We start from the raw sequence: 15,057 nt of genomic DNA, 5'->3' as shown, positions 1-15,057 counted from the left end.
CGGTGCTGGTGGGCGCCACCGGCGTCGGAGGGCGCCACCGGTGCTGGTGGGCGCCACGCACGCGAGTGGGCGATTCCGGTGAGAGGGCGGAACTGGTTGCTCGGACCGCCGGGAGGGCGCCATACCTGCCCTCTCACGAGCTGCCGACCACGGGCCGTTGGTGGGATCTGGTCCCGGTGGCGGGCTCAGGTCTGAGGTGCGGGTTCCGGTCTGGGTGGTGACGGCGCTCCCTGGTGGCGCGCTGCAGCAGGCCACCGGTGCTGGTGGGCGCCACCGGTGCTGGTGGGCGCCACGCACGCGAGTGGGCGATTCCGGTGGGAGGGCGGAACTGGTTGCTCGGACTGCCGGGAGGGCGCCATAGCTGCCCTCTCACGAGCTGCCGACCACGGGCCGTTGGTGGGATCTGGTCCCGGTGGCGGGTTCCGGTCTGGGTGGTGACGGCGCTGCCTGGTGGCGCGCTGCAGCAGGCCACCGGTGCTGGTGGGCGCCACCGGTGCTGGTGGGCGCCACGCACGCGAGTGGGCGATTCCGGTGGGAGGGCGGAACTGGTTGCTCGGACTGCCGGGAGGGCGCCATACGCGCCCACTCACGAGTCCCGGATCCCGCCGGTCCCACCAGCGCGGTCTGCGGGAGCTAGCGTTCGCCGGCGGTGGGCCAGGCGTTGGGCTGGCAGCCGGCCAGACCCTTGCTCTGCTGCATCATGACGGGCGCGACCTCGCCCTTGCCGCCGCACTGCCGGTGCCCGTGACCGAGGAAGTGCCCCACCTCGTGGTTGACCATGTACGCGCGGTAGGTCGCGACGTCGGTGAAGGTCGGCGTCTGCAGGGTCCAGCGGTCGGAGTTGAGGATCACGTCGTCGCCGTGCCGGCAGCTCCACCGCCCCAGGGTCTGCAGCGGCAGGCACATGCGGTCGGTCGTCGGCGGTGAGGCCACATAGATCGTGAACTCCGCCTGCGTCGCGTCCGGCACCAGCTCGAAGGACGCGCCCCGGTAGCCGATCCACCCGCGCGGGTCGTTGAGCACACCGGCGATCTCGCGCGCCGCGGCGCCCGCGTCGATGCCGGTGCCGCCCTCGACCTTGACGGCATACCGGTGGACGCTGGGTGTCTGACGTGCGGGCTTGACCGCGGTCGGTGCCGCCGTCCAGGTGCCGTCGCCCTTGACTCCCGAGCGTCGTATGCCGCCGCCCGCGGCCTTCGTCGGCCCGGTCGTGGCGGCGCTGCTGGTCGAGGTGGTCGTCGGCGTCGACGTGCTGGCCCTACGTGATGAGGACGGGCTATCCCCAGGCGACGAGGACGAGCCGGCCGCCGCGGAGGGTGCTGCGGTCCCGGCCGCCGCTGCGGTGGCGGCTGCGGTGGATGTCGTTGTGCCAGCAGGCTTCGCGGTGCAGCTGCGGACGAGCAGGCTCAGCGCGAGCACGACCACGAGGCCGAGGACCACGAGGACGACCCGGCCACGCGGGGTGAGGCGGAGCGCCGGCCTGCGGGGTGTGGGCGACTGCGGGGCTGTCACTCGCTCAGCCTAGGCAGGTCGGTCGGGTCGGGCCCCGTGCCACGCCGCCCGAGGTGCCGGACCATCCGGTCGGGCTCGCGCCATCCGGCGGGGCTCGCGTCATACGGACCGGGCTCGCGTCATACGGGTCGGGCAGGCGGATCAGCCGGCCTCCGTCCCATCAGCCCGCTGAACGAAGGCCGGTCGATGCCTCTGCCCGCGGCGGGTCAGTCGAGGCGGTCGGCGGCGACCACGCCGCGCATCACCTGGTCGATCGCGGCGCGGGCCGTGGCGGCGAGGGCGGGCTGCGGGGCGCAGGTCGCGATCTGGCCGAGCAGGTCCACGACCTGCTTGCACCGCCGCACGAAGTCGCCCGCCGCCATGTCGGAGTCGCGCAGGCACACCTCGAGCGCCTGGCCGGAGGCCCAGCGGTGGACGGACCAGAGCATGCCCCCGTCCGGCTGGCCGGTCTCGGGCAGGTGGCCGGCGGCCTCGCGGTCGGCGATCGTCGACCACAGCCGCACCATCTGCTGGTAGGCCTCGGCCACGTCGGCGTTGGGGGTGCGCGGCTTGGGGTCGGTCTCGTCCCGGCGGGGCTCGTAGACGAGGGCCGACACGGTGGCCGCCAGCGAGGGACCGTCGAGCCGCTGCCACACGCCGTGCGCGAGGCACTCGGCGGCCAGGAGGTCCTTCTCGGAGTAGAGGCGTCGCAGCATCTGCCCGCTCGGCGTGACCGACTCCCCCGCCGGGTCGAGGTAGCCGAGCTCGGACAGCAGGTCGCAGATCTGGTCGAACTGCCGGGCCACGGAGTTGGTGCGGCCGGAGACCTTGCGGCGCAGCCCGTGCGTCTCGCGGGCGAGCCGGTGGTAGCGCTCGGCCCAGCGGGCGTGGTCCTCGCGCTCGGGGCACTGGTGGCAGGGGTGGGACTTCATCCGCTGGCGCAGCGAGGCGACCGCCTGCTCCCCCGCGGACGATCCCCCCTCGCCGTCGGACCCCGGGCGCCGGCCCTTGCCGCGCGGCGGTGGCTCGTAGGGCACCTTGGCCCGGACCGTCGAGGCGAGGTCCTTGCGCATCTTGGTGTTGCGGGCGTTGAAGTTGCGCGGCAGCTGCAGGGTCGTGACCGGGCGCACGGGCGCGTCGACGTCGTGGACCGTCAGGCGTCGCGCCCGGCCGTCGGCGTTGATCACGAGCGGGGTCGGCGGGTTGTTGCGCCCCGCGGTGTTGGCGTTGACGACGATCGCCATGCCGGTGTGGCGGCCTTCGCGCAGCGAGATGACGTCCCCGGGCTGCAGGTCCTCGAGCGACTGCTCGATCTCGGCGCGCCGCGACGAGGACCGCTCGCGGGCCATGGACTTCTCGAGCTGGCGGATCTGCTCGCGCAGCGCGGAGTACTCCTCGAAGTCGCCGAGGTGGCAGGTCATCGCCTCGTGGTAGCCCTCGAGGGCCTCCTCGTTGCGCCGCACCTGGGTCGCGAGACCGACCACGGCCCGGTCGGCCTGGAACTGCGCGAACGAGGTCTCGAGGATGTCGCGGGCCTCGCTGCGGCCGACCCGCTCGACCAGGTTGACGGCCATGTTGTAGGTCGGTCGGAAGGACGAGTTGAGCGGGTAGGTGCGCGTGGAGGCGAGGCCGCCCACGGCCAGCGGGTCGATGCCGCGGGACCACACGACGACGGCGTGCCCCTCGATGTCGATCCCGCGGCGCCCGGCGCGGCCCGTGAGCTGGGTGTACTCCGCCGGGGAGAGCTCGACGTGCGCGTCGCCGTTGAACTTGACGAGCTTCTCCAGCACGACGGTGCGGGCGGGCATGTTGATGCCGAGCGCGAGCGTCTCGGTGGCGAACACCGCGCGGATCCGCCCGGCGGTGAACAGCTCCTCCACGATCTCGCGGAAGGTCGGCAGCATCCCCGCGTGGTGCGCGGCGTAGCCCCGGCTCAGGGCCTCGACGAAGTCGTGGTAGCCGAGGATGCCGAGGTCCTCGTCGGCCACCCCGGCGATCCGCTCCTCGACCGTGCGCCGGATGCGGCGCCCCTCCTCGGGCGGCACGAGCCGGACGTCCTGGGCGAGCAGCTGGGCGACCGCGCCCTCGCAGCCCGCCCGGCTGAAGATGAAGGTGATGGCCGGCAGCAGCCCGCCGCGGTCGAGCCGCGCGATGACCTCGGCCCGCGAGGCCGCGCCGCCCGGTCGGCTGCCCCGCGCCCCGCCGCCACCGGAACCCCCGCCCGCACCTGAGTACTGACCGCCCGGCCCACCGCCGCGAGGGCGCTCCGAGTCGGGCCCACCCCGACCGCGACCGCGCCCGCGCGAGCCCCACGGGTCGTTGGCCCGGCTCGTGCTGCGCATGCCGCGCCCGGCGGCGTAGGACGACCGCTCCAGCGACTGAAGCCGCTGCACCAGGTCGGGGTTGACCTTGACGATCTCGTCCGTGATCCGGTTGTGGGAGTCGCGGTCCTTGCCGAGGATGGCGCCGCCGTCGTCGACGAACAGGTCGAACAGCTCGCGCCCGACCATCATGTGCTGCCACAGCGGCACCGGCCGGTGCTCGGACACGACGACCGCGGTGTCCCCGCGCACGGTCCCCAGCCAGGCGCCGAACTCCTCGGCGTTGGAGACGGTCGCCGACAGCGAGACCACCTGCACCGCCTGGGGCAGGTGGATGATGACCTCCTCCCACACGGCGCCGCGGAACCGGTCGGCGAGGTAGTGGACCTCGTCCATGACGACGACGCCGAGGCCGTGCAGCGACGAGCTCCCGGCATACAGCATGTTGCGCAGGACCTCGGTGGTCATGACGACCACGGGGGCCTCGCCGTTGACGGACGAGTCCCCGGTGAGCAGCCCGACCTGGTCGGCGCCGTGCCGGGCGACGAGGTCGTGGTACTTCTGGTTGGACAGCGCCTTGATGGGCGTGGTGTAGAACGCCTTGCGCCCCGTGGCCAGCGCCAGGTGGACGCCGAACTCCCCCACGATCGTCTTGCCGGCCCCAGTGGGGGCGGCCACCAGGACCCCGTGCCCGTCCTCGACCGCCGCGCACGCCTCGAGCTGGAACGCGTCGAGCTCGAACGGGAAGCTCGCGGTGAAGGTGTCCAGATGTGGGTGCTGCGCCATGTCCAGCAGGCTACGCGACAGGACCGACAGGCCCTCGTATGACGGCGCCCGGCGTCACAGCCGGCTGGCCTCGTCGTCGGCGAGGTCGCTGTAGTCGGGCTCGCGCCGCGCGCGCCGGCCGTCGATGATCCTCGCCACCCCGTAGGCCGCGAAGTAGAGACCGCACAGGGGCAGGGCCAGCGCGAACATCGTCCACGGGTCCGGGGTCGGCGTCATCATGGCGGCGAAGGTGAAGATGAGGACGACCGCGATCCGCCAACCCTTGAGCATGATGTGCGCGGGCAGGACGTGGATGACGTTGAGCGCGACCAGGAGCACCGGCAGCAGGAAGGCCAGGCCGAAGCTCAGGATGAACCGCGTGACCCAGGTGAGGTAGTAGTCCGCCTGCAGGATGTTGGACGCGCCGATCGGGGTGAAGTCGAGCAGCACCTCGATCGCCTTGGGCAGGGCGTAGAGCGCGCCCCAGCAGCCGAGCAGGAAGAGCGGGACGGCGGCGGTGATGAAGGCCAGGGCCGTGCGCTTCTCGCGCTTGTGCAGCCCCGGGACGATGAACGCCCAGATCTGCCACAACCACACCGGGCTGGCGACGATCGTGCCGACGAACACCGCGACCTTGAGCTTGAGCGAGAAGGCGCCGGTGATGTCGGGGAAGGACAGGATGACGTTGGCGCGCCGTGCGGCGGCGCTGATCCGCAGGGGCTCCTGCAGGCGGAACACCAGGGGGTCGTAGTAGATCCAGCCGATGATCGAGGCCAGCACGACCGCCAGGGCGGCGATGAGGATGCGGTTGCGGAACTCGCGCAGGTGGTCACCGAGGGACATCCGCCCCTCGGGGTTGCGTCCCCGGCGGCGGATGCCGGGACGCGTCGACTGCTCGCGGGCCATGCGCTGGGCGACCGCCCGGCTCAGGCGCGGGGTGCGGTGTCGCCGGGCTCGCGGCGGTAGCGCACGCCGTCGATGACCACGAACTCGTCGCCGGACGTGGCGGACGAGGCGCCGGACGCGGCGCCGTGCACCGGCTGGGCCGGGGGCACGGGCTGAGCCGGCTGGGAGGTCTGCGTGACGCGCGTGGTCCGGGTCTCCTGCGTCGCCTGGGTCGCGTCGACCCCTCCGGACGTGGGCCGGGTGGTGGTGCTCGTCGTCGTGGTGGTGCGGTGCGGCTCGGCCAGCTCGTCGTCGACCGTGGTGCTCGACCTGTCGCGCTCGCCGTCGTTCTTCATCTCGGACACCTCGGACTTGAAGATGCGCATCGACCGGCCCAGGCTGCGGGCGGCGTCCGGCAGCCGCTTCCACCCGAAGACGATGACGATCACCAGCACGAGGATGATCAGGTGCCAGGGCTCGAACGCGTTGCGGATCATCGGGGTCGACCAGCCTTCCAGTGGGTCTGCCTACGAGGGACGAGAGGTCCTGGTCCGTCATCCTACGGGTGTCAACCCCGAGGACGACCAACGCCGGTGAACATGCGGCAACGGCAGGGCGTCACCGGGATGGCGACCGCTCACCGGCAGGGCACGGTTCAGCGATAGAGCGCGAGCGCCGCCTCGGCGCCCTCCCGCACCTCGGCCCGCAGCTCGTCCGGCGAGACGACGCGTGCTGCGCCGCCGAGCCGCAGCAGGAGCCGCCGCAGCCAGGCGGTGTCGCTCGTCGCGATCGTCACGCGCAGCCCACCGCCGTCACGCTCCTGCGCCGACTCGCACGGGTAGTAGTCGCGCACCCACCGCGCCTGCTGGTCGAGGTCGAGGACGACGCGCAACGACAGCTCGTCGGGGCGGAAGATCCCGTTGTCGAGGTCGCGCGGGCGCGCGTCGGCCGGCGGGGTGCCGTCGACGTCGAGGACCTCCAGCTCGGCGATCCGGTCGAGGCGGAAGAGCCGGACGTCCTGCGCCCGGTGGCACCAGGCCTCGAGGTACCACGGCCCGTCGACGTTGACCAGGCGCATGGGGTCGACGTCGCGCTCGGTGGTCTCGTCGCGGCTCGGCACGACATAGTTGAGGTGGACGCGGCGACGCCCGGCGAGCGCCTGCCGCAGCGCCGACAGCCGCCCCTCGAGACGCTCGCCCTCCGCGCCGCCGCCCTCGGCCTCGACGCGCATGTCGACGCTGATCTGGGCGGCCTGCGCGGCGACGCCGGACACCTCGCTGGTGGCGGCCTCGAGCTTGGCCAGGGCGCGGTCGACGGCGTCGCGCTCCCCCAGCCCCGGCACCGCCGCCAGGGCGCGCAGCCCCACCATCAGCGACAGCGCCTCGTCGACCCCGAGCCGCAGCGGGCGGGCGATCGTGTCGGCGTTGGAGACGTAGACCTGCCCGTCCTCCCACTGCGCGTCGATCAGGTCGTCGTGGTAGCCGCCGGGCGTGCCGCAGAGGAACAGCAGGGCCAGGTCGGCCTCGATCTGGGCCTCGGACACGCCGAACTCCGCTGCGGCGACGTCGATCTCGACGCCCTGATGGGTCAGCAGCCACGGCACCATCGTGAGCAGGCGGCTGAGCCGCGCCGTCGCCGACTCGTTCATGTCCACGCTGCCGCGGGGATCCCTGGCGCTCATCGGCTCGCCTCCAGCGCCCCGGTCAGTCTGCGTATGACGGCCTCGCGGAGCTCGGCGGGCGCCAGCGCCTCGACGTCCGCCGCATAGCCCGCGAGCTCGTCGGCGAGCCGCTCCGTGTCGGTGCACGGCAGCTCGATCTCGTCCCACCCGCCAGTCATGCCGGTCCCGGCCTCGCCACCACCAGCACCACCGGCACCACTACTCGGGCCGGTCTGCCCGGCGCGGCGGCGCAGCGCGTGCCCCGCGCCCTGGCGGACGCGCAGCGTCGCCGTGACCGCGGGGCGCTCGGAGGCCTGGGCCCGGATGGACCCCAGCGGGTCGTGGTCGGCGGGCACGGCATACGACCCGGCCTTGCCGGCCCAGGCGATGGGTCCCTCGACCCGCCCGAGGCGGAACACGCGGGGTGCGTCGCGGTCGGTGTCGAAGCCCGTGAGGTACCACCGGCCGTGCCACGCCGCGATCCCCCACGGCTGGACGTGGCGGGTGGTGAGCGCGCCGGTCCCCGAGCGCCGGTAGTCGAAGCGGATCGGGCGTCGCTGCAGGACGGCGTCCTTGGCGCGGGCGAAGGCGGGCTCGGCGGTGCGGACGCGCGGCTCGAGCCCGATCACCGAGGAGTCGTCGCGCTCCACGCCGGCCGCCTCGAGCTTGCGCAGCGCGCGGGCGGCGGGCCCGGCCAGCGACGCCTGCGCCCAGGTGCGGCTGGCGAGCCCGAGCACCGCGATCTCGTCGGGCTCGAAGGCGACCTCGGGCAGGGCGTACTCGCGCCGGTCGATGCGGTAGCCCTCCTCGTTGTCGAAGAGGGGGTCGATGTCCTCGGTCACGAGCGGGATGCCGAGCTCGCGCAGCTCGTCCTTGTCGCGCTCGAACATCCGGTTGAAGGCGTCCTCGGACAGCGCCGCGCCGTACTGCGGGACGGCCTCGCGGATCTTGGACTTGGGCAGCGCCCGTCGCGTGTAGAGCAGGCAGATGACCAGGTTGAGCAGCCGCTCGGTCTTGGCGGAGCTGATGGGGGTCCGCGCAGGAGCCACGTCGTGCCCCTCCCTTCGATGGTCCGGCCACTAGTCTGGCGCCGTGATCCGCTGGCGCAGCGCCCGAGTCGACGCCGTCCGGGCCGAGTGGCCCGGCGCAGTCGAGTATGCCGTAACTGTGTTCGAGGAGGGGGCTGGGGACGCCGCCTCCGGCACCGCGTGTCGGGCCCTCGCCTACGTCGACCTCGTGGGCCGCCCGCAGGTGGGCGACACCGTCCTGCTCAACGTCTCCGCGCTCGAGCGCGGCCTCGGCACCGGCGGCCTGGCCCTCGTGGTCGCCGACCCGGACCGTATGCCGGCAGACCCGCCCCCGGGGCCCGGGCACGTCGTCAAGGCCCGCTACACGCCGCTGCAGGCCATGGTGCTCGGCGTCGACGAGCAGGAGAGCCCGCACCACGCGCTGCTCGCGGACGCCGACTCGATCGACGGGATGCCGGTGGTCACGGCCGACCTGCACTCCGCGGTGCCCGCCGTCCTGGCCGGCCTGCGGGCCGAGCAGCCGGACGCGGTCGTCGCCTATGTCATGACGGACGGCGGCGCCCTGCCCGCACGGTTCAGCCGGACGGTCGCGGGGCTGCGCGAGGCGGGTTGGCTGGCGTCCTGCATCACGGTGGGCCAGGCCTACGGCGGGGACCTGGAGGCCGTCAACGTCCACACCGGGCTGCTCGCCGCGCGGCTCGTGGTCTGTGCCGACGTCGCCGTGGTCGCGCAGGGCCCGGGCAACCTCGGCACCGGCACCCGCTGGGGCTTCTCGGGGACCAGCGCGGGCGAGGCGGTCAACGCCGCCCACACGCTCGGCGGCGTCGCGGTGGCCTCGCTGCGGGTGTCCGAGGCCGACCCGCGCCCGCGGCATCGCGGCGTCAGCCATCACAGCGTGACGGCATACGGCCGGGTCGCCCTGGTGCCCGCGGAAGTGCCGATCCCCCAGGAGGACACCGAGACCGGTCGCGAGGTGCGCCGCCAGGCGCACGAGCTGTGCGCGGGCTCGGGCGGGCGGCTCACGCCGGTCGACGTCCCGACCGACCGGCTCGACGCCGCCCTGGCCACGTCACCCGTCCGGCTGAGCACCATGGGGCGCGGTCTGCAGGACGACCGGGCGTCCTTCCTGGCCGCCGCGGTCGCAGGTCGCCACGCCGCCACGCGCATCCCGACGCGCGAGTAACCCCCCACAGTGACTAGCCTCCGGGAGAATGCGTGGCCTGTGCCACACCGTGCCGCTCGGAGGTAGCCGTCTGATGTTCACCCGCATCGCCATCGTCAACCGTGGCGAGGCCGCCATGCGCCTCATCCATGCGGTCCGCGACCTCAACGCGTCCCGCGGACCCGGGTCCGCCGAGCCGAGGATCGAGACGGTGGCCCTGCACACGACGGGCGAGCGCCGGGCGATGTTCGTGCGGGAGGCGGACCGGTCCTACGACCTCGGACCCGCCGCCGACCGGCCCTATCTCGACCACGCGGTGCTCGAGCGCGCCCTGCTGGAGACGGGCGCGGACGCCGCCTGGGTCGGGTGGGGCTTCGTCGCCGAGGACCCGGCCTTCGCCGACCTGTGCGCGCGGATCGGGGTGACCTTCATCGGGCCGAACCCCGAGGCCATGCGTCAGCTCGGCGACAAGATCGGCTCCAAGCTCATCGCCGAGCAGGTCGGCGTGCCGGTCGCGGCGTGGAGCCGCGGCGGCGTCGACACCCTCGAGGACGCCGTGGCCGCCGCCCAGGAGATCGGCTACCCCCTCATGCTCAAGGCCACCGCCGGCGGTGGTGGGCGCGGCATCCGCAAGGTCTCCTCCGACGCCGAGCTGGCCGATGCCTACGAGCGCACCCGCGACGAGGCGGCCCGCGCGTTCGGCTCCGGCGTCGTCTTCCTGGAGCGGCTCGTCACCGGCGCGCGGCACGTCGAGGTGCAGGTCATCGCCGACTCGCACGGCACGGCCTGGGCGCTCGGCGTCCGCGACTGCTCGGTGCAGCGCCGCAACCAGAAGGTCATCGAGGAGTCGGCCTCCCCCGTCCTCTCCCCCGACGAGGTCGCCGAGCTCAAGGCCAGCGCCGAGCGCCTCGCCGTCGCGGTCGGCTACTGCGGCGCCGGGACCGTCGAGTTCCTCTACCACCCCACCGAGCGCTTCTTCGCCTTCCTCGAGGTCAACACCCGCCTGCAGGTCGAGCACTCCATCACCGAGGTCACCACCGCGACCGACCTGGTGCGCCTGCAGATCCACGTCGCGTCCGGCGGTCGGCTCGAGGGCGAGCGGCCCGTCGAGAGCGGCCACGCCGTCGAGGCCCGCCTCAACGCCGAGGACCCCGACCGCGACTTCGCGCCGTCACCGGGCCGCATCGCCCTGCTCGAGCTGCCGGCGGGCCCCGGCATCCGCGTCGACACGGGTGTCGCCGAGGGCGACACGATCCCCGCCGACTTCGACTCGATGATCGCCAAGATCATCGCCTCCGGCCGCGACCGGGACGAGGCTCTCGCCCGCCTGCGCCGCGCCATGCAGGAGACCACCGTCGTCATCGAGGGCGGCGCCACCAACAAGAGCTTCGTCCTCGAGCTGCTCGACGCCCCCGAGGTGATCGACGGCAGCGCCGACACCGGCTGGATCGACCGGGTCCGCGGCGAGGGCCGGCTCAGCAGCCACCGTCACGCCGGGGTCGCCCTGGTGGCGGCCGGGATCCAGGCCTACGAGGCCGACGAGGCGATCGCCCGCGCTCGCCTGCTCGAGACGGCGCGCGGCGGCCGCCCCCAGCTGCAGCACGCCCCGGGGCGCAAGGTCGAGCTCACGCTGCGCGGCACGGCCTACACGCTGACCGTGTCGCGCGTGGCGCCGCACCGGTTCCGCGTCACCGTCACCTCCCCCGCCGGCGAGCACGCCGTCGAGGCCGAGCTCGACCGCATCGACGACTACGCCGCCCGCATCACCGTCAGCGGCCGCGAGCACCGGCTGATCACCGCCTCGCACGGCACCATCCAGCTCGTCGAGGTCGACGGGGTCACCCACCGGATCAGCCTCGACGAGGGCGGCGTGCTGCGCTCCCCCACCCCGGCGCTGGTCGTCGCCACCCCGGTGTCGGTGGGCGACGAGGTCGCCGCGGGCGCGCCCGTGCTGGTGCTCGAGTCGATGAAGATGGAGACCGTCCTGCCCGCGCCGTTCGCCGCCCGGGTCAGGGAGCTGCTCGTGTCCGCCGGCAGCCAGGTCGAGACCGGCACCCCGCTCGTGCGCCTCGAGCCCGTCGGCGACGGCGACGAGGCCGCCGCGGAGGAGCTGCCGGGCGTGGACCTGGACCTGCCCGACGGTGACATCGACAGCAGCACGGTCGACGCGAGTGCCAGTGGCGGTGCCGACCCGCACCGTCGCGCGACCCGGCTGCGCGGCGACCTGCTCGCGCTGATCCTCGGCTACGACGTGGACGCCCGCGACGAGGGGCGGGTGCTGGCGTCATACCTCGCGGTCCGCGACGAGGAGGCGACCCGGGGCGAGAGCCCGGTGGCCGCGGAGGTCGAGCTGCTCGAGGCCTTCGCCGACCTGGCCGAGCTGTCCCGCAACCGCCCCGCGGGCGACGACCTGCACCTCGAGAACCGCATCCACAGCCCCCGCGAGCACTTCCACACCTATCTGCAGAGCCTGGACCCGGTCCGGGCCGGCCTGCCCGAGGACTTCCAGGAGCGCCTCGGGGCCGTCCTGCGTCGCTACGGCGTCACCGACCTGGAGCACGGGGACGAGCTCGAGCAGGCCGTCTTCCGCGTCTTCGTCGCGCAGCAGCGGTCGACCCCCGACCTGCAGGTCGTGACCGCGCTGCTGCGGCGGTGGCTCACCGATCCCGTGCCCGAGTCGCCCGGGGACACCCGTGCCCGCGCGGCCCTCGACCACCTCGTGCGCGCCACCCAGCTGCGCATCCCCGTCGTCGGGGACCTGGCCCGCAGCGTGCGCTTCCGGTGGTTCGACCAGCCCCTGGTGGACGCCGAGCGCCAGGGCGTGCTCGGGGGCGTGGCCGACGAGATCGCCCGCATCGCCGAGCTCCCGGAGGGCCCGGAGCGTGACGAGCACATCGATGCGCTGGTGCGCATCCCCGAGCGGATCGCCCGCTTCCTCGCCCAGCGGCTGTCCGGCCCCGAGCTGCCGTCCTCCGAGCCGATGCTCACGGTGCTGGCCCAGCGCCACTACCGCGGCCACGACATGCGCGACTTCCGCGAGATCCGCATCGACGGGCGTCCGCTGGTCGTCGCGGACTACACCATCGACGACCGGCCGACCCACCTGGTCTCCACGATCGGGCGGGTCGACGACCTGCGTCCCGGCTCGGACCTGGTCCAGGACATCGCCTCCGAGGTCGCCGAGGCCGGTGCCGGTCAGCAGAGCGTCGTCGACCTCTACCTGCGCTGGGACGACGCGCCGGCCTCGCTCGACGAGCTCTCGGCCGAGCTCGTGCAGCGGCTCTCCGGGCTCGACCTCGGCCGCGGGGTTCGTCGCGTCGCGGTCGGCGTGTGCAGCGACGGCGAGGAGCCGGTCCGCTACCTGACCTTCCGTCCCGCCGACAACGATCCTGCCGGCGCCGCCGTCACGGATGGCTCAGCCGGGTCGGTCGTCGAGGACGAGCTCGTCCGCGGCGTGCACCCGATGGTCGGGCGACGGCTCAACCTGTGGCGCCTCACGGAGTTCGACGTGACCCGCCTCGAGGCGCCCGAGGACGTCCTGCTCTATCGCTGCGTCCCGAGGGGCAACGACACCGACGTGCGCCTCGTGGCCATGGCGCAGGTGCGACAGCTCGCCGTGGTCCGGGACGAGCAGGGCCGGGTCACCGGGCTGCCGCACGTCGAGCGGGCCATCGCCGGCTGCCTGGACGCGATCCGCCGGGCCCGCGCGAGCAGCGGCCCCGCCGGGACCCGGCTCGACATGAACCACGTGTGGGTCCACGTCTGGCCGACGATCGAGGGTGACGTCGAGGAGCTGACGACCCTCAAGCGGACGATCGCCCCGATGACGGCCGGCGCCGGCGTCGAGGAGGTGCTCCTGGACGGCACCGTGGCGCTGCCCGGTGGTGGCGGCGAGACCATGCCGATGGCCGCGCGCTTCCACTACCAGCCGGGGTCCGGGGTCGTCACCTCCATCGAGGGGCCGCCCGAGGAGCGGCTCAAGCCGCTGGACGACTACTCCCGTAAGGTCGTCACCGCACGCCGTCGGGGCATGGCCTACCCCTACGAGCTGCAGTCGCTGATCGCGGGGCCCGGCGGCACCGCGACCGAGCACGACCTCGACGACTCCGGTGCGCTGGTGCCGGTCGACCGTCCGTACGGCCTCAACCGCGCGGGCATCATCGTCGGCGTCATCTCGACCCCCACCACGCGCCACCCCGAGGGGGTCAAGCGGGTCCTGCTGTGCGGCGACCCGCTGCGGGCCCTCGGTGCGGTCTCCGAGGCGGAGTGCACGCGCATCATCGCGGCGCTCGACCTGGCCGAGTCGATGGGGGTGCCCGTCGAGTGGTTCGCCCTGTCCGCCGGCGCCCGCATCTCGATGGACTCCGGCACGGAGAACATGGACTGGGTGGCCCGCGCGCTCAAGCGCATCGTCGAGTTCACCCAGGCGGGCGGCGAGATCAACGTCGTCGTCGCCGGCATCAACGTCGGCGCGCAGCCGTACTGGAACGCCGAGGCGACGATGCTGATGCACACCAAGGGCATCCTCGTCATGACCCCGGACAGCGCGATGGTGCTGACCGGCAAGCAGTCCCTGGACTTCTCCGGCGGCGTCTCGGCCGAGGACAACTACGGCATCGGCGGCTACGACCGGATCATGGGCCCCAACGGCCAGGCGCAGTACTGGGCGCCCGACCTCGCCGGCGCGCTCGGCATCCTCATGACGCACTACGACCACGCCTACGTCGCCCCCGGCGAGAGCGGTCCGCGCGTCGCCGCGACCACCGACCCGGTCGACCGCGACGTCACGACCTATCCGCACGACCCGATCGACTCCGGGTTCACGACGGTCGGCGACATCTTCTCCCCCGCCACCAACCCGGACCGCAAGAAGCCGTTCGACATCCGCACGGTGATGGCGGCCGTGGCCGACCAGGACCACGCGACGCTCGAGCGCTGGGCCGGGATGGCGGACGCCGAGACCTCCGTGGTCTACGACGCGCGCCTCGGCGGCATCCCGGTCTGCCTGGTGGGCATCGAGTCCAAGGCCGTCCCGCGCCGCGGCTTCCCTCCCACCGACGGCCCCGACACCTACACCGCCGGCACGTTGTTCCCCCGGTCGTCCAAGAAGGTCGCCCGGGCGATCAACGGCGCCAGCGGCAACCGCCCGGTCGTCGTCCTGGCCAACCTGTCGGGCTTCGACGGCTCGCCGGAGTCGCTGCGCAACCTGCAGCTCGAGTACGGCGCCGAGATCGGCCGCGCCATCGTCAACTTCGACGGGCCGATCGTGTTCTGCGTCATCTCGCGCTACCACGGCGGGGCGTTCGTCGTGTTCTCCAAGGCCCTCAACCCGCAGATGCGGGTGCTGGCCGTCGAGGGGTCCTACGCCTCGGTGCTCGGTGGCGCGCCGGCCGCCGCCGTGGTGTTCAGCCGCGACGTGGACGCGCGCGCGGCCAAGGACCCGCGGGTGGCCGAGCTCGAGCAGCGGTTGTCGGCCGCCACCGGCGAGGAGCACGCCGACCTGGCCGCCCAGCTCGTCGAGACGCGACGCGACGTCCGCGCCGAGAAGCTCGGGGAGGTCGCCTCGGAGTTCGACGCGGTCCACAGCATCCACCGCGCCGTCGAGGTCGGCTCGGTCGACGAGGTCGTGGCCCCGGCCGACCTGCGCCCGCGGATCATCGCCGCCCTGCAGGGCTGGGCCTCCCAGGCCTGAGCCTCCCGGCCCCTCCCCAACCCCCAACCACGAAGATCGTGAGGGTTTGGTCC

At 73.5% G+C, this 15,057-nt stretch carries 8 protein-coding genes; 2 read left to right on the top strand and 6 right to left on the bottom strand.

Features of this window, described 5'->3' with window-relative positions; all coding sequences use genetic code 11:
• Positions 1 to 633: 633 nt before the first annotated feature.
• From B4K29_RS11295 to B4K29_RS11270, 6 genes are all read right to left on the bottom strand, one after another.
• On the bottom strand, positions 634 to 1,512 hold the full coding sequence (locus B4K29_RS11295; RefSeq protein WP_156911423.1) for a DUF3152 domain-containing protein: 879 nt from the start codon (positions 1,510 to 1,512) through the stop codon (positions 634 to 636).
• A gap of 206 nt (positions 1,513 to 1,718) precedes the next feature.
• The gene (locus B4K29_RS11290) at positions 1,719 to 4,598 is read right to left on the bottom strand and encodes a DEAD/DEAH box helicase (RefSeq protein WP_029212395.1); all 2,880 of its coding nucleotides are present in this window, start codon (positions 4,596 to 4,598) and stop codon (positions 1,719 to 1,721) included.
• A gap of 54 nt (positions 4,599 to 4,652) precedes the next feature.
• A complete protein-coding gene (gene tatC, locus B4K29_RS11285) occupies positions 4,653 to 5,483 on the bottom strand; it encodes a twin-arginine translocase subunit TatC (protein ID WP_240483997.1) in 831 nt (276 codons plus the stop codon).
• 20 nt (positions 5,484 to 5,503) lie between these two features.
• Positions 5,504 to 5,959, bottom strand: a complete 456-nt coding sequence (gene tatA / locus B4K29_RS11280; protein ID WP_286967342.1) for a Sec-independent protein translocase subunit TatA — start codon at positions 5,957 to 5,959, stop codon at positions 5,504 to 5,506.
• A 158-nt stretch (positions 5,960 to 6,117) separates the two neighbouring features.
• Positions 6,118 to 7,143 carry a helix-turn-helix transcriptional regulator gene (locus B4K29_RS11275; RefSeq protein ID WP_205621890.1) on the bottom strand — a complete coding sequence of 342 codons (1,026 nt, stop codon included), beginning with the start codon at positions 7,141 to 7,143 and terminating at the stop codon, positions 6,118 to 6,120.
• Entirely contained in the window at positions 7,140 to 8,171 is a 1,032-nt protein-coding gene (locus B4K29_RS11270) for a helix-turn-helix transcriptional regulator (RefSeq protein WP_029212391.1), read from the bottom strand. The genes B4K29_RS11275 and B4K29_RS11270 overlap by 4 nt, the downstream gene beginning before the upstream one ends.
• Before the next feature lie 43 nt (positions 8,172 to 8,214).
• Between B4K29_RS11270 and B4K29_RS11265 the strand changes: the two genes are divergently transcribed.
• Together B4K29_RS11265 and B4K29_RS11260 are read left to right on the top strand one after the other, a co-directional pair.
• Positions 8,215 to 9,333 (top strand): DUF3866 family protein, encoded by a 1,119-nt coding sequence (locus B4K29_RS11265; protein ID WP_286967340.1) that lies wholly within the window; start codon positions 8,215 to 8,217, stop codon positions 9,331 to 9,333.
• 73 nt (positions 9,334 to 9,406) lie between these two features.
• On the top strand, positions 9,407 to 15,004 hold the full coding sequence (locus B4K29_RS11260) for a carboxyl transferase domain-containing protein (protein WP_286967338.1): 5,598 nt from the start codon (positions 9,407 to 9,409) through the stop codon (positions 15,002 to 15,004).
• The last annotated feature ends 53 nt before the right edge of the window (positions 15,005 to 15,057 follow it).

It is taken from the genome of Arsenicicoccus sp. UBA6765 (assembly GCF_002453335.1).
In the GTDB taxonomy this organism is placed as follows: domain Bacteria; phylum Actinomycetota; class Actinomycetes; order Actinomycetales; family Dermatophilaceae; genus Arsenicicoccus; species Arsenicicoccus bolidensis.
This window is presented reverse-complemented; position numbering and strand designations above follow the sequence as displayed.

Excerpts from the sequence above, each read along its gene's own strand:
- B4K29_RS11290 (WP_029212395.1), bottom strand. The coding sequence starts at position 4,598 with ATGGCGCAGCACCCACATCTGGACACCTTCACCGCGAGCTTCCCGTTC.
- tatC (WP_240483997.1), bottom strand. The coding sequence starts at position 5,483 with ATGGCCCGCGAGCAGTCGACGCGTCCCGGCATCCGCCGCCGGGGACGC.
- tatA (WP_286967342.1), bottom strand. The coding sequence starts at position 5,959 with ATGATCCGCAACGCGTTCGAGCCCTGGCACCTGATCATCCTCGTGCTG.
- B4K29_RS11275 (WP_205621890.1), bottom strand. The coding sequence starts at position 7,143 with ATGAGCGCCAGGGATCCCCGCGGCAGCGTGGACATGAACGAGTCGGCG.
- B4K29_RS11260 (WP_286967338.1), top strand. The coding sequence starts at position 9,407 with ATGTTCACCCGCATCGCCATCGTCAACCGTGGCGAGGCCGCCATGCGC.